The following is a 21,846-nucleotide window of genomic DNA, read 5'->3' as shown; positions in this document are numbered from 1 at the left end:
TGAGATACAAGCAGGACAGACGCGGCCGCGTGCAGGATGCATCGCCACCCCCACTTCGCAGGACGCGCGGGGGAGGCAGCAGGCCGACAAGGACGTGACGATTGCCCGGTACGACACAGGGTTGTGTCGCCGGGCATTCTCTTTTGGCGCGTTCGCTACGGCGCGATGGTGTACGGTGACCGCTTCGCATGGAATGGAACCTCCGCTGGATGCGTCTGCACCGCCCGTCCCTGATGCTTTCCCTTGTGCTGGCACTGCCGCTGACCGTGCAGGCCGCGCCGCCGTCTTCGCACTCGACCGACCCGTCCGGGCCGGTCGCCGCCGAACGCGGGCCTACTGATCTCAAGCCGGGCGAGTTCCTCTGGCATCCGGAGATTTCCCCGGCCGGCCCGATCGTGCTGGTCGTCAGCCTGGACGAGCAGCGCGCCTACGTGTATCGCAACGGGATCGCCATCGGGCTGACCACGATCAGTTCGGGCAAGGCGGGACACGAGACGCCGACCGGGGTGTTCACGATCCTGCAGAAGGACAAGGACCACCGCTCCAACCTCTATAACAGCGCACCGATGCCGTACATGCAGCGGCTGACCTGGGACGGCATCGCCCTGCATGGCGGCAGCCTGCCGGGGCATCCGGCCTCGCATGGCTGCGTACGGCTGCCGCAGGCGTTCGCGCAGAAGCTGTTCAGCGAGACCCGGCGCGGCGATACGGTGGTGGTGGCCGATGCCAAGAGCGCGCCGATGACGTTGGCCTATCCCGCCGTACTGGCGCCGGTCAACGCGCGCGGCGAGGCCCTGCCCGAGACCGGCGACGGCGGTGTGGCGGCGGCCTGGTGGAACGACAGCGCGGCGCCGGCCGGGCAGGTCGGCATCCTGGTCAGCCTGCACGACCAGCGGCTGTACGTCCTGCGCGACGGCGTGATGATCGGCGAATCGCCGCTCAAAGCCGATGCGCTGCCAGCCTTCCAGGGCACCACGCTGTTCGTGATGGGGCAGGGCTACAGCGATGTTCCCAGCCCGCTCGATGCGAAGCAGCGCCTGCATCAATGGACGGCCTATCCGTTGCTGGGCCAGGACCGCGCACAGGCGACCCCGGACCTGTTGGCCACGCCGTCGCTGCCATTGGCGCTGCCGGCCGATTTCGCCCGGCAGCTGTACCAGGTGCTGGTGCCGGGCACGACGCTGCTGGTGACCTCGCTGCCCGCCGTGCGCCCAAGCCCGGCTGAATCCGGCCTGCAGCCGGTCTTGGAATCCGAGCCGACAGGGTCCACTCTCACAGGCAACTGAGTCCTGTGTCCCGTCCATGACTGCATCCCGCCTGTGCCGGCTGGCCACGCTTGGCCTGCTGGCAACCTCGGCCAGCGCACCCGCGTTGGCGCAGACGCCCGCCATCGCGACCCGTGCCGAGGATCTGGCCGCCCTGCTGGCACGCACCGCGCCGAAGGCCGATCGCCATGTGCTGCAGCTGGCGGCGCAGGCCATGCGCTGCGCCCTGTTGCGACCGGAACTGGGCATCAGCGGCGAACGCCTGAGCGTGATTGACTATTCGCGGCCCTCCACCGAGCCGCGCCTATGGGTGTTCGACCTGGCGCAGCAGCGGCTGTTGTTCGAGGAATGGGTGGCGCACGGCCGCAACAGTGGTGAGAACCGGACCGAGCATTTTTCCAATCGCGACGGCAGTTACATGTCCAGCCTCGGTGTGTTCACCGCGCAGGAAACCTACATGGGCGGCAACGGCTACTCATTGCGGCTAGCCGGGCTGGAACCGGGCTTCAACGACCGCGCGCGCGAGCGTGCGATCGTCATCCATGGCGCCCCGTACGTGAATCCGGCGACCGCACAGCTGCAGGGTCGGCTGGGCCGCAGCCTGGGGTGTCCGGCGGTGCGGCTGTCGGTGGCCAGGCCGCTGATCGACGCGTTGCGTGGTGGCACGATGGTGTTCGCCTATTACCCCGACCAGGACTGGCTGAAGCACTCGCAGCTGCTGGGTGGCCAGTGCGGCGCGCAGGGTACGGTCGCCACGCGCTGATGCGCGATTGCACGTGGCGTGGTGCAATGCACGCATGGATATCGATGCGCTGCTGAAGACACCGACCCAGGTGATTGCCCGCCTGGATTACCGCCGCGAACGCTGGCGCAATGGCCTGGGCTGGACCCGCGAAATCCTGCGGCTGCCGTCGCACGGGGACGACTGGGCCCTGCGCCTGTCCGTGGCGGAGATCGAACAGGATGCCGCGTTCTCCGCATTTCCGGGCGTGGAGCGCGAACTGGTGCTGCTGCAGGGCAACGGTGTGCGTCTTCGCTTCGCCGATGGCCGGGTGGCGGAGGTGCTGCCGCCGCATGGTCGCGTGCGCTTTGCCGGCGAAGAGGCCCTGCACGGCGAACTGGTGGACGGCACCACCCATGATTTCAACCTGATGTGGAAGCGCGGGCAGTTGCACGCCGAGCTGCTGCACCGGCCGCTGGTGGGGCCGATGTTCTTCTTCTGCGAGCCGGGCGTGGCGTGGGCGCTGCACCTGCTGGCGGGCGAGGCCGGCTTTGCCGCGGACAGTGGCTTGCCGCCGATGCAGGCAGGCGACACCGCGTGGCTGGCGGCCGGCGAGCGCCAGCGGCATGCGCTGCAGGGCAGTGGCGAGCTGCTGGCGATACGGGTGAGCGCCGCGGACTGATGATTCGCATGCGCCGATGGGCATCATCCGCGCATGCGCTCGGCACTGCCTGGGCTAATACACATCACGGCGGTAACGGCCGGCCACCAGCAGGGCCTCCTTGCCCGCAACACCCAGCACCTGCTCGATCACTGCATCCACCGCCGGGGCCATGCCCTGCATGCTGCCGCAGACCAGGATCGTCGCGCCTTCATCCACCCACAGCCGCAGTGTTGCTGCTTCGGCCAGCAGCCGGTCCTGCACATAGCGATGCGCACCGCCATCGCGGCTGAACACTGCATCCAACCGCGCCAGTGAGCCGTCGGCGAGCATTCCCTGCAGTTCGTCACCGAAGTGGAAGTCGTGGGCGGCGGTGCGCTCGCCGAACAGCAGCCAGGTACGACGCGCACCCTGCTGGACACGTTCGTGCAGGTGTGCACGCAGGCCGGCGATGCCGGTGCCGTTGCCGATCAACAGCAACGGCACGTCGGCGGCCACGCCATGGAAGTTGTCGTTGCGGCGCAGCCGCAGTTGCACCGGCTCGCCGATGACCGCGTGATCGCACAGCCAGCCGCTGCCGATGCCAGGCGTGCCGTCCGCGCGCAGCTGGCGACGCAGCAGCAGCTCCCCCGCGCCATCGGCCATCACCGAGGCGATCGAGTATTCGCGATGCGGCAGCGGCTGCAGGGCCGCCAGCAGGGCGGGCAGATCACCCGGTGGCACCAGCGAGGGCAGGTGCGAGCGTTCGACACGGGCCAGCAGCGTCTGACCGTCCTCGAGCACCGTCTGCGGATCGAAACCCTGTGATTCCAGCCAGGCCCGCGCGCTGTGCCGCGCGTGCTGCGGGCCGATCTCGGCGATGTCACCGGCCTGCCACTGCACGTTGTTGCCTGCCGGTGGCTGCAGGCGCAGCCAGTACACCGGTCCGCCCTGGCTGCCGGGATTGAGGTGCCGGCGTTGCAGCAGCGTCCACGGCTGATATTCGGCCGGGCTCCAGTCGGGCAGTTCGCTGGCGCCACCGGCGAGTTGTCCGAGCAGTTGCTGCCAGTGCCGCAGTGCAGCGGGATCGGCGTTGTCGACCTCTATGGCGTCGAACAGGGCATGTGCGCCGTGCTGGCGCAGCCAGTCGTCGAGCTGGTGACCGAAGGCGCAGAAGTGACCGTAGCTGCGATCACCCAGGGCGAGAACGCCGTACGAAAGATGCTGCAGCGATGACGGCAGGGCCATCACATGGCGCAGGAAGGGTACGGCGTGATCGGGCGGGTCGCCTTCGCCGGTGGTACTGGCGATGAACAGTGCACGCTGGCTGCCGGCCAGCAAGGTGGCGTCGACCTCATGCAGACCGCGCACACGCACCGGCACGCCGGCACCACGCAATGCCTCGGCACTGCGTTCGGCCAGTTCGCGGGCGAAGCCGGTCTGGCTGGACCAGACCAGCAGGATCGGCGCGCCGTCGCCAGAGGCAGCATCGTCGCGCGGTCGCCCACGCCACCACAGTGTGGTGCAGACCAGCGCATACAGCACGGTGGCGATGATGGCGATCTGCGATTGCCGTGCCGGGGGTGCGCCCTGCCACCAGGCTTCGCCGAGATGCAGTCGCAGCAGCGCCCAGGCGATCAGCGCCAGCAGGATCAGTACAAGCGCGTTGCCGAGCAGCGCGCGCGACGGCCGTGCGCTCATGCGTCCCGCTCGTCGAGCAGGCGCTGGAAGGCGCTGCTGAGAAACTCGTGCGGGCCATCCGCTGCGCGATGCAGGTAGCGTGCGGCCAGTCCTTCGCGTTCGGCCAGCGCCATGCCGTGCTCGCGGCCGAGTACGGTGAGTGCGGTGGCCCAGGCATCAGCATGCATCGCGTCGTCGGCGACCACCGTCACCGCCGCTGCAACCTGGCGTACCGGCCTGCCGGTGCGCGGGTCGAGGCTGTGGCTGTAGGCCTCGCCATCGGCCTGATAGTGATGCCAGCGATCGCCGGAGGTAGCGACCGCCTTGCCGTCCAGCGCCAGCACCCGCGGTGGTGTTTTGGCGTGCGCGTCTTCTTCCGGCGCCGATTCCACCAGCACGCGCCACCGTTGGCCATCGGGCTTGCGGCCGTAGCCGGCCAGTTCGCCACCGACCTCGATCAGTGCAGCAGCGATGCCCTGATCGCGCAGCCACGCGGCCACGTGATCGACGCCGAACCCCTTGGCGATCGCAGAGAGATCCAGTTCCAGTCCGCCGGGCTGCAGCAGCGCATCGCCGCGCCATTGCAAGCGCTGCCAACCGCAGCGCTCGCGCGTGGCCTGCACGGCGGCGGCATCGGGTTGGCGGCGTTCGCCGGCATGTGCACCGAAACCCCACAGTGCCACCAGCGGACCGATGGTGGGATCGAACGCACCGTCGCTGGCGGCAGCGATGGACCGCGCGCAGGACAGGACGTGACGGGTTTCGGCAGGCAGGGTGCACCACTGGCCTGCATCGGCGCTGTTGTAGCGGCTGAGGTCCGAGCCGGCGTCCCACGTACTCATCTGCGCGACCACATCATCCAGGCGCGCCTGGATGCCGGCGTGCAGCGGGTGCAGGTCGCGCTGGCGCGGCGCGACCAGCGACACGCTCCAGGTGGTGCCCATGGTGGTGCCGCCGAGGCGGGCGATGTCGAGCAGGGAATCGGTCATGACGGGGCGTGGCGGCTGCGATGCCGGGGCGTGCCCGGCATCGCGGTCCCCATTACTGCGGCAGCACTTCCAGCGTGGCCACGTAGCTCAGGCGACGCTTGGCGGCCTGCTTCACCGAGGTCTTGTTGTCTTCAGTGCCGGTTTCCAGCCAGTACATGCCGGCTTCCGGCCAGGTCACCTTGATCTCGCCCTTGGCGTCGCTGGTCACCTTCAGTTCGTCCTGCGCGTTGCGGTAGCGGGTGGCGCCGCGCACGATCTCGAAGGCCAGCCCGGCCGTCGGCTTGCCATCGACCAGCACGCGGAAGGTGGCTTCCTCGCCGGCGAACAGGTCGTTCGGGTGACCGACCGCAACCAACTCGATGCCGCGGTTGGTCGGCTTCAGCGCGGTATCGTTCGGCGCGCCATTGGTCACGAACGTCTCCACGCGGCCGACCGACTGGCTCACTTCCAGCTTCTCCGCGTCCTTGGGCAGTTCGCCGAAGGTGGCGGCGGTACCGCGCCAGCGCTTGCGCTCGCCGTTCTGTTCGTAGGTGGCGAACAGGCCGTCATTGACCGACGCGATGCGGTAAGTGCCCTGCTGCTTCAGCTCCAGATCGAACACGCTGCGGTACTTGCCGGTCGAGGCGTTCTGCGGCTGCACGCTGCTGCCGTCCGGCGCGGTGATCACCAGCGATTCCAGGCGCAGCGGCACGTGGTTGAAGTAGAACAGGTCGTTGGAGACTGCACCATCAACAGTGATCCACGGCGCATTGCCGGCGATCACGGTCTGCGAGGGCAGCAGCCAGGCCTTGTGGGCGAGTGCGGAAAAGGGAAGGGCAGCGGCCAGAGCGGCGGCGAGGACGAGCGTGCGCTTCATGGGGAAGACTCCAGGGACGTTGGGTGGGTGAGGGCAGAGCCCTCCTGTGGAAGGGGGCCGACCCCGGGGTCGGACCCCTTTCCAACGGAAAGGGCTCTGACCCCGGCTCAGGCGGTTACGGTTTGATGGCGAGGGTGACCTGGCCCAGTTCGGTGGCGCCCTGCGCCTTGCCGTTCTGTGCGGTGGTGGCCGGCCAGGTGAAGGGGATTTTCAGCAGTTCGCGGCCACCGACTTCGCGCACTGCTTCCACCACCAGGGTGTAGTTGCCCGGGGCCAGCTGCTTCAGCGCCGGCTGCCTGTCGTTGAACGACAGCGCGTGCTTGCCGACCGGACGTGTCGGGCCGGTCACGCCGTCCACCGGCACCTGCAGGGTGCGGCCGCTCTTGCGCCACCACTGGCGCAGGTCGGGCAGCCACTTGGTGCCGTGGCCTTCACTGTTGCTGGTCTGCTGGTACCAGACCGACAGGTTGGCCGCGACTTTCTGGTCGGCGCCTTCCAGCCACACGGCCACATACGGGCGGTGGTATTCGGCCACGTTGAGCTTGGGCACCTCGACGTTGATGTCGAGCGTGGCGGCATAGGCCGGCGAGGTGGCCAGCAGGCCGCTGAGGGCGATGGTCAGGGTGACGCGCATGGGGCGGCTCCGGTGAAGGGGATTCGATGGTTCAGTGGATCAGCAGCAGGGCGATCAACAGCGGGATCATCAGGCCCAGGCCGACCAGCGGCCAGGTCATGCGCCGCTGCCGTGCATGCAGGTGCAGCAGGAACAGGCCGGTGATGCAGAACACCAGGCAGGCCACGGCGAAAAGGTCCAGGAACCAGCCCCACGCCGGGCCCGCGTTGCGGCCCTTGTGCAGGTCGTTGAGGTAGGACACCACGCCGCGGGAGGTTGACTCGTATTCCACCGCGCCGGTTTCGCGATCGATGCTGAGCCAGGCGTCGCCGCCGGGGCGTGGCAACGACAAGTAGATCTCCTCGGCCGACCACTCGGCTGGGCGACCGCCGATGGCGATGCCCAGCTGCGTATCCAGCCATTGCCGGGCCGGGCGCGGAATCGGCGCGTTTCCGTCTTCGCGCGTGCCGAGCTGGCCGAGCAGATCGGCCGGCAGTTGCAGCTGCTGGTTCTGCACCTGGGGCTTGGCTTCGATCTTCGCTGCGTGGTTGAGGGTCAGGCCGGTCACCGCGAACAGCAGCATGCCGATCAGGCACACCGCCGAGCTGATCCAGTGCCACTGGTGCAGCGTCCGCAGCCAGAAGCCGCGGCTCTGTTGCTGTTGCACGTTGGAGGGAGCGGAACGGCTCACGACGGGATTCAGGACGGATGCGGACTGCGCATTACATCATTGATGAGAATAGCTCGCAATTGCGTATCGTTCTGTATCCCGGTGCCGGCCACGGCCGGCACCGGTCAGGGTCGCCTCAGAACTTCGCGTTCAGCGAGATCCAGTAGCTGCGGCGCTGGTCCTTGGTTGCGTAATCGTCCACGCAGCTGAACTCGCTCTGGCTGATCAGCAGGCACGACTGCGAGACGAAGTCCTTGTCGAGCAGGTTGTTGACGCGTGCGTTGACGGTCAGCCATGCGTTGGCCTTCCAGCTGCCGCCGAGGTGGAAGATCGTGTAGTCCTCGTAGACGCGGTCGTAGCTGTTGCCGGCCGCATCGAGGATCGTATCGCGGTAACGGTCGTAGCGGCCTTCGCCGATCAGCGACAGACTGACCGCGTCGCTGACCTGCCAGTTGAGGCTGGCGTTGGCCATGTGCCTGGCCGGCATGGTGCCACTGATCGGCAGTCCCTTCTGCGGGCCACTGGTCTGTTCGCTGCGGGTCCAGGTGTAGTTGCCTCGCAGCTGCAGGGTTTCCAGCAGATCGACGTGCGCGGCCAGTTCGGCGCCACGGGTTTCGGCCTTGTCGATGTTCACGCTCTGGGTGAAGGTGCTGTAGCCCAGCGAGGCCCAGCCGGGCCCTATGTCCACGCAGTAGCCGCTGCCGGCCGGAGCCACTTCGCAGTTCGGGAAGGTGCCGCCGCTGGCGATCTTGTCGTCGAACCGGTTGAAGAAGCCGGTGACGTTGAAGCCCCAGCGCTCGCCTTCGTAGTAGGCAGCCAGCTCGTAGTTGGTGCTGGTTTCCGGCTTGAGGTTCGGCGAACCCACCAGCGGCAGCACGCCCTGCCCACCGAAGCCGGTGATGCCCGGGAACAGCTGGTCCGGGCGCGGTGTCTTGTAGCCGGTGCTGACACCGCCCTTGAAGGTCCATGCGTCGCTCGCATTCCACACCAGGTAGCCGCGCGGGCTGACATGGCTGCCGAACACGTTGTGGTCGTCGTAGCGCAGGCCGAAGGTCGCCGTGAGGGTATCGGTCAGTGCCCAGTTGTCCTCCGCGAACAGGGCCCACATGCGGTGCTTCTGCCGGGTGTTGCTGCGGTAGCCGGCGCCATCCATGCCGAACACGCCGTCGACCATGTCGGTGTCGTTGTACTGTCCGCCAACGGTCAGTTTGTGCGCGCCGAAATCGAGGTCGAGCATCGTGTCGAGCACGTAACCCTCAAGCTCCATCGTGCGCAGCGGACGTGGCAGGAACGCCTGCAGGCGCGCCATCTCGCTCGCGTCGAGGACCGACAGCGCATTGCCACGACCGGCCGCACAGTGGTTGGCGGCGCCGGTGCGGCGGCAGACGTCATTCCACAGCGTCTGCAGGTTGGCGCGCTCGTCCAGGGTCAGTGGCAGCGAACGGCCGAGGTTGCTGCTCTTGCTGTGGGTCAGCGAGGTCTGCCAGGTGCCGAAGCTGTAGCGGCCCTGATGGGTCAGCGAGACCTGGTCACGCTCATAGCGCTGGTAGGCGGTGTAGCCCACGCGCGGCTGCACCACGCGGCGGGTGATGGTGCCGCCGCCATCCGGATCGGGGATGACCGCATTGCCGACGCGCCACAGGCTGGCCAGGCTGTCGAGCGTGCCGGTCTGGCCCTCGCTGTTGTCGTACTTCTGCCGCGACACGTCGTAGTCCAGCCACAGTTCATGGTCGTCATTGACGTGGACGTTCACGCGCACGCCCGTGTTCCAGTTGGTGTTGGCCACCGACTTGCCGCCACCACCGAAACCAATGCTGCGTTCCCACAGGGTGCCATCGGGCAACGGCAGCGCATCCCATTCCGGATTGGAGGCCTTCGCATCGTAGTAGCTGCCGCGCACGGACAGGCCCAGGCGGTCCTTCAGCAACGGACCAGTCAGGTACACGTCGGTGCTGCGGGCATCGCCGAACTGGTCGTCCTGCTGCACGGTGAAGCCCTGGGTCAGCGCGCCGTGCCAGCTGTCCTGGTTGCGGCGGGTGATGATGTTGATGACACCGCCCATCGCATCCGAGCCGTACAGCGTGGACATCGGGCCGCGCACCACTTCGATGCGCTCGATCGCATCCAGCGGTGGCAGGTAGGAGAACTGTCCACCACCGAAGTTGTTGGGATACAGCTGGCCGACGTTGCTCTGGCGGCGGCCGTCGATCAGTACCAGGGTGTATTCCGAGGGCAGGCCACGCATGGAGACGGTGGCGCGGCCATTCTTGTCGGTGGCTTCCAGGCCGACGTCGATGCCTTCCACATCGCGCAGCGCATCGACCAGGCTGGTGTAGGGGCGCTTGCTCAGTTCCTCGCGGCTGACCACGCTGATGCTGGCCGGGGCATCGGTGATCTTCTGTTCGAAGCCGGAGGCGGTGACGACCACCTTGTCCAGGGTCTGCGGCGCTCCGGCGATCTCTGCATGGGCGAAAGCAGGGGCCGCCATCGCTGCCAGCACGGCGCTGGTCAGCAGGGGGCGGGACAGGGACGAACGGACACGATGGCGCTGGGCCATGGCAGATACCTCGAAAGATGCAGAGAGGTGCGATGCCGGGCGCGGAGCGCGCACGGCAGGCAGGGAAAGCCCGGTCAGGGGCGGCAGGGATGAATCAGGCAGCGGCGTGTGGACGCGACCGCGCAGGCGGTCACGTCGGGCCGTGGATCAGGCGAGCGGCGGCGCCTGGCCGCGTTGCTGGCGACGCCCGGGCGCGTCGGCCCAGGGCGTGTCCGGAGCGGCCAGCGGCCAGTCCGGGCGCACACCGGGCATGGCCGGCGTGGCGGGTACGAGTTCACGTTCGGTACGCAGCCACTGGCTGGCCAGCAGCAGCGGCGGCGCCTTCTCGGCCGCTTTTACCGGGGCGGAGGCACAGCGGCGCAACTTGGCCGGGGCTTCTTCCTGCAACGGGCCTTCGCCGCCACGTTCTTCCAGCGGCATCTGCAAGGTCATCGCTGTGGCCGGGTGCGGCAGCAGCGGCAGGGTGCCCAGCAGCAACGCCAGCATCGCCACCCATGCCAGCAGGCTGGCCAGCGCGGGACGCTGGCCGCGCATGGCGGTGCCCATCTTGCGATGGATGAGTGGGCGAGGGCGGAGCGGGCGCAGCAAGCGGGGATCCCCAGATGGTTTGCCGGCAGCGGCCAGCATCAACGGGGCGTGATTGTAATGAGAGCTGTTAGCGGATGCAAATGAGAATGATTGCTAAAGTGCAGAGGGGCGGGCTGGAGGACTCAGACCTCGCTCCAGCGTCGCAGCAGGTTGTGATACACGCCGGTCAGCTGCAGCACCGCCTCAGCGTCGCCTCCGGTCTGTCGCAGGCGCTCGATGGACGTGTCCATTTCCCACAGCAGGCGACGCTGTACATCGTCGCGGACCATGCTCTGCACCCAGAAGAACGACGCCACGCGCGCGCCCCGGGTAACAGGATTGACCTGGTGCAGGCTGCTGGAGGGATAGACGATCAGGTCGCCGGCCGGCAGCTTCACCTCGTGCTCGCCGTAGGTGTCGCTGATGATCAGCTCGCCGCCGTCGTACTCGTCCGGCGCCGACAGGAACAGGGTGCAGGAGATGTCCGAGCGCAGCTGCTCGCCGTTGCCCAGGTTCATCACTGCGCCATCGACGTGGAAGCCGTAGGTGCCGCCGCCGCGGTAGCGGTTGAAGCGTGGGGGGAGGATCTTCAACGGCAGTGCCGCAGCGAAGAACAGCGGGCTGCGCCGCAGTGCGGCGAGCACGCCGGCACCCAGCTCGGCTTTCACTGGTGACGCGTCAGGCAGCTGTTCGTTGTGCTTCACCTGCGCACCCTGGGCACCCACGGTCTCGCGGCCATCGGTCCAGTCGGCGGTGTCCAGTTGCTGGCGGACCTGTGCCACTTCATCAGCGGTGAGCACGTTGGGAATGTGCAGCAGCATGGTGTTGCCTCGTCGTTGCGCGGGGGAGCCGGGCTCCCCCGCGCCAGGACATCAGAAGCGGATGTCCGCGCTGAGCAGGAAGGTGCGCGGGGCACCCGGGGTGTAACGGTAGCCGCTCTTGTTGATGCTGGCCACGTAGGCCTTGTCGAACAGGTTGTAGCCGTTCAAGCGCAGCGAGATGTTCTCGTTGACCGCCCACGACACCACGGCGTCGTACACCACATAGGACTTGGTGAATGACGGCGTGCCGACAGCACCGTCGGTGCCACGATGCATGCCGGCGGCGTAGCGCACGCCACCCCCGACGGTGATGCCGTGGGCCAGCGTGTAGCTGGTCCAGCCGGTGAACGTATCGTCCGGCGTGTACGTCAGGTTGGTGGTGCCGTCGGCAGCGACCTTGGCGCCTTCCTTCACTTCGGTGTCGAGGTGGCTGAAGCCGGCCGACACCGACCAGTTGTCGGTCAGGCGGCCCACGGCGGACAGCTCCACGCCCTTCACGCGCTTGCTGCCGGTCTGGGTCGGGTTGCCGGCGTCGTCGAGCACGGTGGTATTGATCTCGTTGTCGACGTCGGTCTGGAACAACGCCAGGTTGACGGCCAGTGCATCCTCCAGGAATGCCCATTTGCTGCCGACCTCGAAGGTCTTGGCCTTCTGCGGGTCCAGCTTGGGGTTGTCGGCGCTGCTGGCCGAGCTGCTCAGCTGGAAGTTGGCACCGCCCGGGGGCTGCTGCGAGATCGCGTAGTTGGCATACACGCTGACCGTGTCTCCCACCTTGTACAGCGCGCCCAGCTTCCAGTTCAACAGCGTGTCGGAGGCCTCCAGCGTGGGGTTGCGCAGTACGGTGCCGGCCGGATTGCTGCCGCAGGCGGGGCCACCACGGCCGCCGCAGACCGAGGCGCTGGCGTACTCGGTCTTGTAGTGGTCGGCACGCACGCCGGCAGTCAGCAGGAAGCTGTCGCCGAATGCCAGCGTGTCGAACAGATACGCCGAGGACGTGGTGGTCTTGCCGTGGGCATCGGCGCCGTTATGCGCCCAGGTCAGCCCGGTCACGTTCCAGTCCGGGTCGTACAGGTTCGCGGCAGGCCAGCTGGTGCCGCCGGTGGCCGCCTGGCCGTAGCTGTCCAGTTCTTCGCGGGTGAACTCCAGGCCTGCGCTCAGGGCATGGCCGATGGCGCCGGTGCTGAAGTCGGCCCGCAGGTTCAGCTGGTCGGTCAGGATGGTGTTGCGCTGGTCCTTGAAGGTCGGCAGGCTGCGCGCGATCGTGTAGGTCGAACGGTCGGCGGGGTTGGTGTAGCCGATGTTGCCGGTCGGACGACCATTGGCGCCGAGCGCGCCGGTACCCATGAAGGCGGTGAGCAGGTAGTCCTGCTCGGTGCGGCCCCAACGCGCGGTATTGGTCAGGCGCACGCTGTCGTTGAAATCATGTTCGAAGCGGAACGTGGCCATCTTCGCGGTCACGTCGTCGTGGTCGGCGCGGGTACCGTAGAAGTTCTCCGGATCCACCGGATGCCCGGCCAGGGCTTCGAGTGTCGGCTGCGGCGTCCAGCCCGGCAGCCCCAGGGTCGGCACGCCGCCGTCGGGCACGTTGTCCTGCTTCACGTACAGCAGGTTGAGGTAGTAGCGGGTCGCCGTGCCCAGGCCGAACGCCAGCGACGGGGCCAGGCCCCAGCGCTTGTTCTGCACGTGATCGCGGCCGGGCTGGTCGCTGTCCTGCCACATCGCGTTGACGCGGAGCGCGCTGGTCGCGCCCAGCGACTGGTTCCAGTCACCGGTCGTCCGGCGCTGCTGGTCACTGCCCAGCGAAACGCTGGCCGACGTGGCGTCCTGCAGGGTGGCCTGCTTGCTCACCAGGTTGATGGCGCCGGTCGGCGCCGAGCGACCATTGTCGGTCCCTGCTGGCCCCTTGGTCACTTCCACCTGTTCGATGTTGAACACGTCGCGCGAGATCGAACCGAGGTCGCGCACGCCATCGACGAACAGGCTGTTGGAGGTGTCGAAGCCGCGCATGAACAGCGCATCGCCGGTGGTGGTGTTGCCGTTCTCGCCGGCATAGAAGGTGCCCACGCCCGGGCTGTTGCGCAGCGCTTCGGTCAGGGTGGTGGCGCCCTGCTGGTTGAACAGGTCGCTGGTGATGACCTGGATGGTCTGCGGGGTGTCCTGCAGGCGTTGGGTGAACTTCGGCGAGGCGACCTTGTCGGCCTTGTAGCCACGCGTGGCGTGCACGTCGATCTTGTCCAGCGTGCGGGCATTGTCGGTCGCTTCGGCGTGGGCCAGCGCGGGCAGCGTGGCCAGGCCGAGGCCGGCGGCCAGACTGGCGGTCGCCAGCGGCAGGTTGCGGAGTGGGGAGGCGTGCTTGCGGCTCTTGATCGGGTTCATGGGTCTGGGTGGGTAGCGGAACAGGAACGATCCGCCGGTGCCGGATGACGGCGCGGCAGGCAGGATCGGAAGCGGACTTGAAGCGGGATCGGAGGTGGATGTCCGGGCAGCGCCGGACGCCCGGGCGCGGCCGGGGAAAGCGTCAGCTCAGCAGGGACGGAGGCGCCTGGCCGGGGGGATGCTGGTAGCGCGACGGAAGCGCAGGGGCAGGGTGGGGCGACGGCGCGATTGCCGGCATCGCTGGCGGCACCGGAAGCGGGCCACACACCCGCCGCAGCAGCGGGGACTTGATGCTGCGGCTGTCATCGGGCTCGGCTTCCACCCGTGGCATGACCTGCTCGCGGGGAGGCGTGCCGAAAGGCGCTGCGGGCAGGCTGTCCTGCGCCTGCAGCGCCGGCGTAGTGACCAGCGAGCTTCGCGTCCCTTCATGCAGCGCCGACCATCCCAGCAGCAGTGCCAGCAGCAGCGCAGCCAACAGCGGCCCGCCCTTGCGGGCAAGCTGGCAGAGCGTAGCGATGGGCGCGGGCGAGGCCATGGCGCGGCGGTGGGCATTACGAAGATGTTACGTAGAGTAACAGCAACGATAATGATTCGCATCTTCGGTGTCGCGGCAGGCCTGTACCTGGCCCCTCGCGGCCCTGTGGGCGCCTGCAGGGGCCTTCCCGGGGGCGGGTGTCGCCCCGGTCAGTCCCGGTCGTCGCGGGTCCAGATGGCGTCGTGCTCGCGCTTGACCGGGAACTTGGGGACCGGGCTGTACGCGGGGGCACACAGGGCACGGCCATCACGCACGTCGAAGCGGGCACCGTGCAGCACGCACTCGACGCTGCCTTCGGTGGTGTTGAACTCGCCGGAGGACAACTCGAATTCCTCATGCGTGCACTGGTCTTCCAGGGCATACAGCTCGCCGTCGAGGTTGAACACCACGATCGGCGTACCGGTAACCTCGTCGAACACGCTCTTCATTTCACCCGGCAGCAGGTCGCTGCCGGCACAGACGAAGGTCCACGCATCGCTCATGCGGGGGCTCCCGCCAGCGGCTTCTCCAGGATCTCGAAGCGCAGATCGTCGCGCTTGGGAATGCCGAAGCGCTCATCGCCGTAGGGGAACGGCTTCTTGATGCCGGTGCGGCGGTAGCCACGGCGCTCATAGAAGGCGATCAGTTCGTCGCGCACGTCGATCACGGTCATCTGCATCACCGGCACGCCCCATTCGCGCGCGGCGTGGGCTTCGGCCGCATCCATCAGCTGCTTGCCGACGCCGCCCCCCTGCTGGGCCGGATCGACCGAGAACATGCCGAAGTAGCCTTTGCCGTCTACATCGGCGACGTGGGCGCAGGCCACGAGGCGGCCCTCGCGCTCCGCCAGCAGGATGGACGAGCGGGGCCGGTCGAGGTCGGTCTGGATGCCTTCGGCATCGATGCGGGCGCCGTCCAGCAGGTCGGCTTCGGTGGTCCAGCCGACCCGGCTGGCGTCGCCCCGGTAGGCGGAGGTCACCAGCGAGATCAGGGCAGGGATATCGGCCGACGTGGCGGCGCGGAAGGTCAGGGTGCTCATGGCGCCATTCTAGGTGGGGCGTGGGTCAGGCCGCACGCCCTTCTGCATTGGCGATGCGCGCCGGGGATTCGACCGCGGATGGAAGCGCTGTCGTGAACGGAGGCTTGACGCCGCCTTCATTCCATGTTCATAAATAAGGTGTGGCACGGCCAGCGTTGCGACCGTCGCGTACGTGCACGCATTCAAGGAACGGACGATCCAAGGAGGATCCCATGCGGTCTCGTGCCACGCTCCGCCCGCGCCAGTCTGGCCCGGTTGGCCTTTCGACGCTTCTTCTGCTGCTGGCCGCGATCGGGCTTCCTTCAGTGGGCCTGGCGCAGATCGTCCCGACCTGGCGGCAGGAGTACGACAAGCGCCTGAAGTACGGTGATCTCGTCGAGCCGCTGAAGGGCGAGATCTTCGGCGAGCAGGTCAATCTCTATGACGGCTCGATCAGCTTCAAGGCTACCGATATCTCGCTGCCGGGCAACAGCGGACTTCCGGTCGCGCTCAGTCGCAGCTACGGGGATGTAGGCGGCAGTGCAAACGACAAGGAGTATGGGAACTGGGATCTGGACATCCCGTCACTTTCAGGCACTTACGGAGACCAGCCTGAGACCGCAGTCGGTGGACTTTGGACACCAAGCGCACGTTGCTCGACAGTTTCCGCTCCCCCGTCTCTGGATGTCTGGAACTATAAGCATACCCAGACCATCAGCTTTGCTCCCTACACCTATTGGGAGGGGGTGAGGCTTTCACTGCCGGGAGGAGGCGGTGAAACTGTCCTTGCTGGCAGCGGGGATGCACGCCAGCCAACGCCAAGTATCGGCGCGCCGACGCCCTGGAATACAAAAGGGGGATGGTTCTTCTCCTGCCTCAGTTCGCTTAAGAGTGGCCAACCGGGCGAAGGCTTCCTGGGGCACGCGCCAGACGGAACCAAGTACTACTTTGACTGGATGGTGGCTCGTGAAAATGAGTCTGCGGTTCTTCAGCCCTACGATACCGTCACCCATGCCACTCTTAAACGGAAGAAGGTTTTCCTCTATCCATCGCAGGTCATTGATCGTTTCGGCAACTGGGTCCGCTACGAGTGGAATGGTGGACGATTGGATCGAATCGTTGCCAACGATGGGCGCAGCATCAGCCTTTCCTATGATTCCCAGGGGCGCGTCGCTTCGGCGGCGGCAGCGGGCCGAACCTGGACGTATGGTTATGCTCCTACCGGTGTACTGCAGTCAGTCACCTTGCCGGACGGGACAGCTTGGAGCTACAACCTTCCACCCGTCTCCGTGACCAAGAAGCATCAGGAATATACCGGGCAGAACGTCTGGGATTACATGGAAGTCCCGGCCCTCTGCGCGAAGACAAACAAGATCGTGCAGACGGAAATTGCAGCCTCCATCACGCATCCATCCGGCGCCGTGGGGACTTTTGTCTTCCGGCCCTTCCGGCACGGGCGCAAGAACGTTCCGTTCAATTGCCAGACCTCGGGCGATGACCAGCTGCTGGCTGATGGGTGGAATCTCACGCCCATCTATCGTGACGCGATGTCTCTGGTTGCCAAGACGATCAGTGGCCCTGGCATGCCTACCGCTCAATGGAGCTATCAATACACAAATCTTGGGTGGGAGTATGACAGAAGGGTCGATCAGGTCGGTTGGCCGATGATCCCGGTGGGGCAGGCAGAACCCAAGATAACGATTGAAACCCTCCCGGATGGGGTCATCCGGACATACGAATTTGGCAAGGAAGTTGGTTACAACGACGGTCAGTTGCTGTCCACGACCACCAGTTCTGGCGGCGCGGTGGTTCGGACAGAGCGCAACAACTATTACCCGGATGCGCATCTTGCCAGTGCGCCGTTTCCTCGTGAGGCGGGTCGGAATCTCAAGTACGGGGCCAGCGAACTGGGTGAGCATCTCAATCGCCCTGTGCAGAGTTCGGTCGTGAGTCAGGACGGTGTGCAGTTCACCCGTACTGTGCAGACCTTTGATGCATTTGCACGTGAAGTCACCGTCGTTGAAGCAAATTCCGCCGGACAGAGTCGCACCAGCACCACGGCCTACTACGACAATCCCGCGCTATGGGTGAACGGTCAGTCCGCGCGTAGTGTCCTCAATGGCATTGAACAGTCCCGCACCGAGTTCGACACGGCCAAAGCGTTGCCTTTGCGCGCCTACGCATTCGGTCGTCTGGCACAGCAGGTGACTTATGCGGCTGACGGTACCGTGGCGTCGGTATCCGATGGCCGCGGCAATACCAGCCATCTGTCGGGATGGAAGCGCGGTGTTCCGCAGCAACTGCGGATGCCGGCCACAGCCGAGGCGCCCAATGGCGCGGTGCGCACTGTTGCCGTCGACGACAACGGCTGGATCACCTCGCTGACCGACGAGACCGGCGCAACCACCAGCTTCAGCTACGACAGCATGGGGCGTCTGCGCAGCCAGCAGTTCCCGAGCGGCGACACCGTGAACTGGAATGGCGTGAGCATGGACCTGCAGCGGCTTGGGAGCGCGCAGTTGGGCGTCCCGGCCGGTGCGTGGAAGCATTCACGCACGCAGGGCGGGCGGCGCACGGACACCTACCTGGATGCGATGTTCCGCCCCGTACTGGTGACCGAGAATGCAAACAACGTGCTGGACAGCGCCGTGGTGACCCGCTACGACGCCAGTGGCAAGACCGTGTTTGTGTCATATCCCACGCGGCAGCTCTCCGATATCAATGCAGCCCTGACCGGCACCGCGACGCAGTACGACGCATTGGGACGTCCCATCGCGGTCAGTCAATCGTCCGAGCTCGGTACATTGGTCACACGTACCGAATACGTGGGCAACCTGTCGGTGAAGGTGACCAATCCGCGCGGTCAATCCACAACCACACGTCATCTCGCCTACGACCAGCCCACCTACGAAATGCCTGTGACGCTGCAGCACCCGGAAAGCGTGGTGACCGAGATCCAGCGCGATCCACTGGGCAAGCCGCTGGCGATTACCCGCCGCAATGCGAACGGCAGCCAGTCGTTGACCCGCCGCTACGTCTATGATGCCTATCAGCAGCTGTGCAAGACCATCGAGCCGGAAACCGGTGCGACGGTGCAGGACTACGACGCGGCGGGCAACGTGCTCTGGTCGGCGGCTGGCATGACGTTGGCGAGCACCACTGACTGCAATCGCAGCGAGGCGCTGGCCAGCGGGCGTGCGGTGAAGCGCAGCTATGACGCCGCCAACCGCCTGTCGACCCTGATCTTCCCGGATGGCCGCGGAAACCAAAGCTGGTCCTACACGCCGGATGGCTTGCCGGCCGAGATCAGTACCCAGAATGATCCGACCCGACCGATGGTCGTCAACCGGTACCAGTACAACCGCCGCCGTCTGCTCAGTGGCGAAACCCTGCAACATCCGGATCTGGGCAACCTGAGCCTGGCCTATGGCTACGATGCCAACGGCACGCTGGCAAGCCATTCCTATCCGGGCGGACGTGTCGTCAGCTACACGCCGGATGCGCTGGGCCGGGCCACGACGGTCGGCGGCTATGCGAAGGAAGCCAGCTACTTCGCCAACGGTGCGCTGGCGCGCTTCGTGTATGGCAACGGGGTCGTGCACATGTTGACCCAGAATGCCCGCGGCCTGCCGGACCGCAGTCGCGACGCCACCGCAGCGGCGGCGGCGGTGCTGGATGACAGCTACGACTACGACGCCAGCGGCAACGTGATGGCCATATCCGATGGCCTCCCCGGCGCACCCGGCAACCGCGACATGACCTATGACGGCCTGGACCGCTTGCGGACGGTCACTGCGCCGGCCTTTGGTAACGCGCTATATGAGTACGACGCGCTGGACAACCTGCGTCGTGCGAAAGTCGGCAGCCGGGATCGTACACATTACTTCGACCCGACCAATCGCCTGATCAATGTGATCGAAACCGCAACGGGCGCAACTGTGACCGGCCTGGGCTATGACGCCCAGGGCAATCTGTCGGTCCGCAACGGTCAGGCTTTCTCGTTCGACTACGGCAACCGGCTGCGTGCCGCGAGCGCGGTGGAAAGCTACGAGTACGATGCCCATGGCCGCCGCGTGAAAGCCAGCGCGAGTGGCAAGGGGGCGATCTATTCGTTCTACGACAACGGCGGCGTGCTGCGTTTCCAGCGCAACGAACGCACGGGCAAGCAGACGGACTATCTCTATCTGTCCGGCAGCCTGCTGGCACAGGTGCATGGCGAGGCGGCGCCCAGCGTTCCGGCACTGAGTGCACCGGGCTACATCACCCAGGGCAGCGTGAACCTGACCTGGAGTCCGGCAGGTGGCGCCAACCGCTACGAACTGCAGCGTGCGCTGACCGGCACTTGGAGTACGGTCTTCGATGGCGCGGCGCAGTCGTTCACCAGCACTGGCCTGGTTACCGGCAGCTATCAGTTCCGGGTGCGCGGCTGCCGTGCGGTGTGCGGCGGATGGAGTAACGTCGCGTCAGTGGCTGTGGCGCTGGCACCGTCCACGGTGCCCGCACTGACGGTGCCCGCCACAGCCTTCAATGGCACTTACAACGTGGGGTGGTCCGCAGCGTCTGGCGCCGAGCGCTATGAGTTGCAGGAAAGCGCCAACGGAGGTGCATGGGGTCAGGTTCATAACGCAGCCGGTCAGTCCAAGGCATTCAGTGGTAAGGCCGCGGGAAGTTACAGCTACCGGATCCGCGCATGTAATCCGGTGGGATGCACCGGATACAGCGCCACGGCGTCGGTGGCAGTGGTGTATCCGCCTGCCGCTGCGCCAAGCGTCTCCGCGCCGGCGCGATCTGCACCGGGCAGCATCGGCATTGGCTGGAATGGAGTGGCCGGTGCCACACGCTACACCCTGCAGGAAAGCAGCAATGGTGGGGGATGGGTCACGCTGTTCGACGGCAACGCCAGCTCCTATGCCACCACTGCGCGTGGCGTGGGCAGCTATGGCTATCGGGTTGCTGCCTGCAACGGCGCGGGCTGCGGGCCATGGTCGGCCACCGCTACGGTTGCGGTGATCGGGGCGCCGGCGATCGAGCCGGTAATCAGTGCGCCGGGCTTAGTGAACGTGCCGCAGTACAGCCTGAGCTGGTCGGTGCCTGCCAACAGCGAGAGCTTCATCCTGGAGGAGAGTGCCAACGGCGGAGGCTGGACCGTGGTGCACAACGGGGCCGCGAACAGCTTCGGTGCAAGCCGCGGCAAGGGCAGCTACGCCTACCGAGTGCGTGCCTGCAACTTCGTGGGTTGCAGCCCCTACTCGGGCGTCGTGACCGTGGTCGTGGCACTTCCTCCGGCAACGCCGGGTTTCTACCTGGCTGAATGGCTGACCACGCGCAAGGCGCCCTACCAGGTCCAGTGCTCGGTGGGCTGGAGCCAGGTGGCGGATGCCACCGAGTACCAGCTTGAAAGTGGCGGTGGCGGAAAGCGCCTGTATACCGGACCCAAGGCCTATGTGAGCGCCAACGGCAATGCCTACTGTGCCGGCGACTATCGCGTGCGTGCCTGCAATGCCGGTGGTTGCTCGCCGTGGTCGGCGGACCATCCGGTGACCACTGGCGTATTGAGCTGGGACTGAGCCATGAATGGAATCACTTCTTTACTGATGCGTGCCGTTTTTCTTGTGACGCTGGCGGCCTGGATTGTGCCGGCTGCGGCCCAGGAAACGGTGGAGTACATCCATACCGATGCCCTGGGTTCTCCGGTAGCGATCACCGATGCCAGCGGCAATGTCATCGAGCGCACGGTGTATGAGCCGTATGGGGCCGTGGTCAACCGGCCGCTGAAGGATGGGCCGGGGTATACGGGGCATGTGACAGACTCCGGGACGGGGCTGAGCTACATGCAGCAGCGGTATTATGACCCGGGTGTCGGAGCGTTTCTTTCGGTGGATCCAGTTGCTCCCCTTAAAAGTCCCCATGCGAATTTTGGCCGATACAGGTATGGAAATGGAAATCCGTATAGGTTTGTCGATCCTGATGGTGCAGATGCAATATATTTTTCAGATGTTAATGTATTGGTGATTCCAGTTCATTTTACAGGGCCGTCTGCGACAAAAACCAATGTTGAGGCTATCAGGAGTCGAGTAGACTCGATTGCTTCCGAATACCGTGGGATTAAAGTTCGGCTGCAGGTGTTGGGCGCTCCCGGTGGATCTGGGCAAAATTCAATGAACCTAGGGCCAGGGAAAGATTACGCCAATTATCCTCGTGCCGGCCAAGGGGTATACGGCGGTATCGGTGGGCGCACGGCGCATATTGATAGCTCTGAGAGCGATTGGATTGGTGCGGCTGTCCACGATATTCTGCACTTTGCAGGTGCGCCTGAGGGCTATCGCGACTATGGGACACGAGACGGGCGTAAGTCGAGCCCCATGGAGGGCTACTCCTCTGATCATATTATGGCAGACCGAAATGGCACACGAATCACTGCAAGGGATGAAGATGCGATACTAAGTAACGATACGACGTCTCGGCATCGACTTAGTGATTTCAAGGGGTTCTTCAGGGTTGAAGGGCGACTTGATGCGAAGCGTCTTGACAAGCAGCTTTCGGGGAAATGACTGAGATA

General features: G+C 66.0%; 17 protein-coding genes. 5 read left to right on the top strand and 12 right to left on the bottom strand.

Annotated elements, in window-relative coordinates:
- Window positions 1-209 precede the first annotated feature (209 nt).
- The 3 genes from ACVOKU_RS05415 to ACVOKU_RS05405 are packed head-to-tail and all read left to right on the top strand — an operon-like array spanning window position 210 to window position 2,668.
- A complete protein-coding gene (locus ACVOKU_RS05415; RefSeq protein WP_481559399.1) occupies window positions 210-1,286 on the top strand; it encodes a L,D-transpeptidase in 1,077 nt (358 codons plus the stop codon).
- A 16-nt stretch (window positions 1,287-1,302) separates the two neighbouring features.
- The gene (locus ACVOKU_RS05410) at window positions 1,303-2,028 is read left to right on the top strand and encodes a murein L,D-transpeptidase catalytic domain family protein (protein WP_346480717.1); all 726 of its coding nucleotides are present in this window, start codon (window positions 1,303-1,305) and stop codon (window positions 2,026-2,028) included.
- 34 nt (window positions 2,029-2,062) lie between these two features.
- Window positions 2,063-2,668: a HutD/Ves family protein gene (locus tag ACVOKU_RS05405; RefSeq protein WP_481559340.1), complete on the top strand. Its 606-nt coding sequence runs from the start codon at window positions 2,063-2,065 to the stop codon at window positions 2,666-2,668.
- Window positions 2,669-2,722: 54 nt separating this feature from the next.
- On the opposite strand, the gene ACVOKU_RS05400 is transcribed toward ACVOKU_RS05405, so the two are convergent.
- The 12 genes from ACVOKU_RS05400 to ACVOKU_RS05345 form a co-directional block, all read right to left on the bottom strand.
- Entirely contained in the window at window positions 2,723-4,327 is a 1,605-nt protein-coding gene (locus tag ACVOKU_RS05400) for a sulfite reductase subunit alpha (protein WP_481559339.1), read from the bottom strand.
- The gene (locus ACVOKU_RS05395) at window positions 4,324-5,295 is read right to left on the bottom strand and encodes an FAD:protein FMN transferase (RefSeq protein WP_481559338.1); all 972 of its coding nucleotides are present in this window, start codon (window positions 5,293-5,295) and stop codon (window positions 4,324-4,326) included. The genes ACVOKU_RS05400 and ACVOKU_RS05395 overlap by 4 nt, the downstream gene beginning before the upstream one ends.
- Window positions 5,296-5,347: 52 nt before the next feature.
- The gene (locus ACVOKU_RS05390) at window positions 5,348-6,151 is read right to left on the bottom strand and encodes a DUF4198 domain-containing protein (RefSeq protein WP_053516637.1); all 804 of its coding nucleotides are present in this window, start codon (window positions 6,149-6,151) and stop codon (window positions 5,348-5,350) included.
- 115 nt (window positions 6,152-6,266) lie between these two features.
- Complete coding sequence (locus tag ACVOKU_RS05385) at window positions 6,267-6,785, bottom strand: DUF2271 domain-containing protein (RefSeq protein WP_481559337.1); 519 nt, start codon at window positions 6,783-6,785, stop codon at window positions 6,267-6,269.
- 31 nt (window positions 6,786-6,816) lie between these two features.
- The gene (locus ACVOKU_RS05380) at window positions 6,817-7,455 is read right to left on the bottom strand and encodes a PepSY-associated TM helix domain-containing protein (protein WP_481559336.1); all 639 of its coding nucleotides are present in this window, start codon (window positions 7,453-7,455) and stop codon (window positions 6,817-6,819) included.
- 115 nt (window positions 7,456-7,570) lie between these two features.
- Complete coding sequence (locus tag ACVOKU_RS05375; protein ID WP_481559335.1) at window positions 7,571-9,991, bottom strand: TonB-dependent receptor domain-containing protein; 2,421 nt, start codon at window positions 9,989-9,991, stop codon at window positions 7,571-7,573.
- Between the two features lie 147 nt (window positions 9,992-10,138).
- Window positions 10,139-10,537: a hypothetical protein gene (locus ACVOKU_RS05370; protein ID WP_262100186.1), complete on the bottom strand. Its 399-nt coding sequence runs from the start codon at window positions 10,535-10,537 to the stop codon at window positions 10,139-10,141.
- A gap of 164 nt (window positions 10,538-10,701) precedes the next feature.
- Window positions 10,702-11,379, bottom strand: coding sequence for a Fe2+-dependent dioxygenase (locus tag ACVOKU_RS05365; protein WP_253118905.1), 678 nt, complete (start codon window positions 11,377-11,379; stop codon window positions 10,702-10,704).
- A 51-nt stretch (window positions 11,380-11,430) separates the two neighbouring features.
- Window positions 11,431-13,755 carry a catecholate siderophore receptor Fiu gene (locus ACVOKU_RS05360; protein ID WP_481559334.1) on the bottom strand — a complete coding sequence of 775 codons (2,325 nt, stop codon included), beginning with the start codon at window positions 13,753-13,755 and terminating at the stop codon, window positions 11,431-11,433.
- A 142-nt stretch (window positions 13,756-13,897) separates the two neighbouring features.
- The gene (locus ACVOKU_RS05355; RefSeq protein WP_481559333.1) at window positions 13,898-14,290 is read right to left on the bottom strand and encodes a hypothetical protein; all 393 of its coding nucleotides are present in this window, start codon (window positions 14,288-14,290) and stop codon (window positions 13,898-13,900) included.
- A 149-nt stretch (window positions 14,291-14,439) separates the two neighbouring features.
- On the bottom strand, window positions 14,440-14,772 hold the full coding sequence (locus tag ACVOKU_RS05350; protein WP_053516647.1) for a non-heme iron oxygenase ferredoxin subunit: 333 nt from the start codon (window positions 14,770-14,772) through the stop codon (window positions 14,440-14,442).
- Complete coding sequence (locus ACVOKU_RS05345; RefSeq protein ID WP_481559332.1) at window positions 14,769-15,308, bottom strand: GNAT family N-acetyltransferase; 540 nt, start codon at window positions 15,306-15,308, stop codon at window positions 14,769-14,771. Before ACVOKU_RS05345 ends, ACVOKU_RS05350 begins: the two co-directional genes overlap by 4 nt.
- A 212-nt stretch (window positions 15,309-15,520) precedes the next feature.
- Between ACVOKU_RS05345 and ACVOKU_RS05340 the strand changes: the two genes are divergently transcribed.
- Complete coding sequence (locus ACVOKU_RS05340; protein WP_481559331.1) at window positions 15,521-20,854, top strand: wall-associated protein; 5,334 nt, start codon at window positions 15,521-15,523, stop codon at window positions 20,852-20,854.
- A 3-nt stretch (window positions 20,855-20,857) separates the two neighbouring features.
- Complete coding sequence (locus ACVOKU_RS05335) at window positions 20,858-21,838, top strand: RHS repeat-associated core domain-containing protein (protein WP_481559330.1); 981 nt, start codon at window positions 20,858-20,860, stop codon at window positions 21,836-21,838.
- Window positions 21,839-21,846: the final 8 nt, after the last annotated feature.

The sequence above is a fragment of the Stenotrophomonas sp. STEN147 genome, from assembly GCF_056757995.1.
This window is presented reverse-complemented; position numbering and strand designations above follow the sequence as displayed.

Excerpts from the sequence above, each read along its gene's own strand:
- ACVOKU_RS05415 (WP_481559399.1), top strand. The coding sequence starts at position 210 with ATGCGTCTGCACCGCCCGTCCCTGATGCTTTCCCTTGTGCTGGCACTG.
- ACVOKU_RS05410 (WP_346480717.1), top strand. The coding sequence starts at position 1,303 with ATGACTGCATCCCGCCTGTGCCGGCTGGCCACGCTTGGCCTGCTGGCA.
- ACVOKU_RS05405 (WP_481559340.1), top strand. The coding sequence starts at position 2,063 with ATGGATATCGATGCGCTGCTGAAGACACCGACCCAGGTGATTGCCCGC.
- ACVOKU_RS05400 (WP_481559339.1), bottom strand. The coding sequence starts at position 4,327 with ATGAGCGCACGGCCGTCGCGCGCGCTGCTCGGCAACGCGCTTGTACTG.
- ACVOKU_RS05395 (WP_481559338.1), bottom strand. The coding sequence starts at position 5,295 with ATGACCGATTCCCTGCTCGACATCGCCCGCCTCGGCGGCACCACCATG.
- ACVOKU_RS05390 (WP_053516637.1), bottom strand. The coding sequence starts at position 6,151 with ATGAAGCGCACGCTCGTCCTCGCCGCCGCTCTGGCCGCTGCCCTTCCC.
- ACVOKU_RS05385 (WP_481559337.1), bottom strand. The coding sequence starts at position 6,785 with ATGCGCGTCACCCTGACCATCGCCCTCAGCGGCCTGCTGGCCACCTCG.
- ACVOKU_RS05375 (WP_481559335.1), bottom strand. The coding sequence starts at position 9,991 with ATGGCCCAGCGCCATCGTGTCCGTTCGTCCCTGTCCCGCCCCCTGCTG.
- ACVOKU_RS05370 (WP_262100186.1), bottom strand. The coding sequence starts at position 10,537 with ATGGGCACCGCCATGCGCGGCCAGCGTCCCGCGCTGGCCAGCCTGCTG.
- ACVOKU_RS05365 (WP_253118905.1), bottom strand. The coding sequence starts at position 11,379 with ATGCTGCTGCACATTCCCAACGTGCTCACCGCTGATGAAGTGGCACAG.
- ACVOKU_RS05360 (WP_481559334.1), bottom strand. The coding sequence starts at position 13,755 with ATGAACCCGATCAAGAGCCGCAAGCACGCCTCCCCACTCCGCAACCTG.
- ACVOKU_RS05355 (WP_481559333.1), bottom strand. The coding sequence starts at position 14,290 with ATGGCCTCGCCCGCGCCCATCGCTACGCTCTGCCAGCTTGCCCGCAAG.
- ACVOKU_RS05350 (WP_053516647.1), bottom strand. The coding sequence starts at position 14,772 with ATGAGCGATGCGTGGACCTTCGTCTGTGCCGGCAGCGACCTGCTGCCG.
- ACVOKU_RS05345 (WP_481559332.1), bottom strand. The coding sequence starts at position 15,308 with ATGAGCACCCTGACCTTCCGCGCCGCCACGTCGGCCGATATCCCTGCC.
- ACVOKU_RS05340 (WP_481559331.1), top strand. The coding sequence starts at position 15,521 with ATGCGGTCTCGTGCCACGCTCCGCCCGCGCCAGTCTGGCCCGGTTGGC.
- ACVOKU_RS05335 (WP_481559330.1), top strand. The coding sequence starts at position 20,858 with ATGAATGGAATCACTTCTTTACTGATGCGTGCCGTTTTTCTTGTGACG.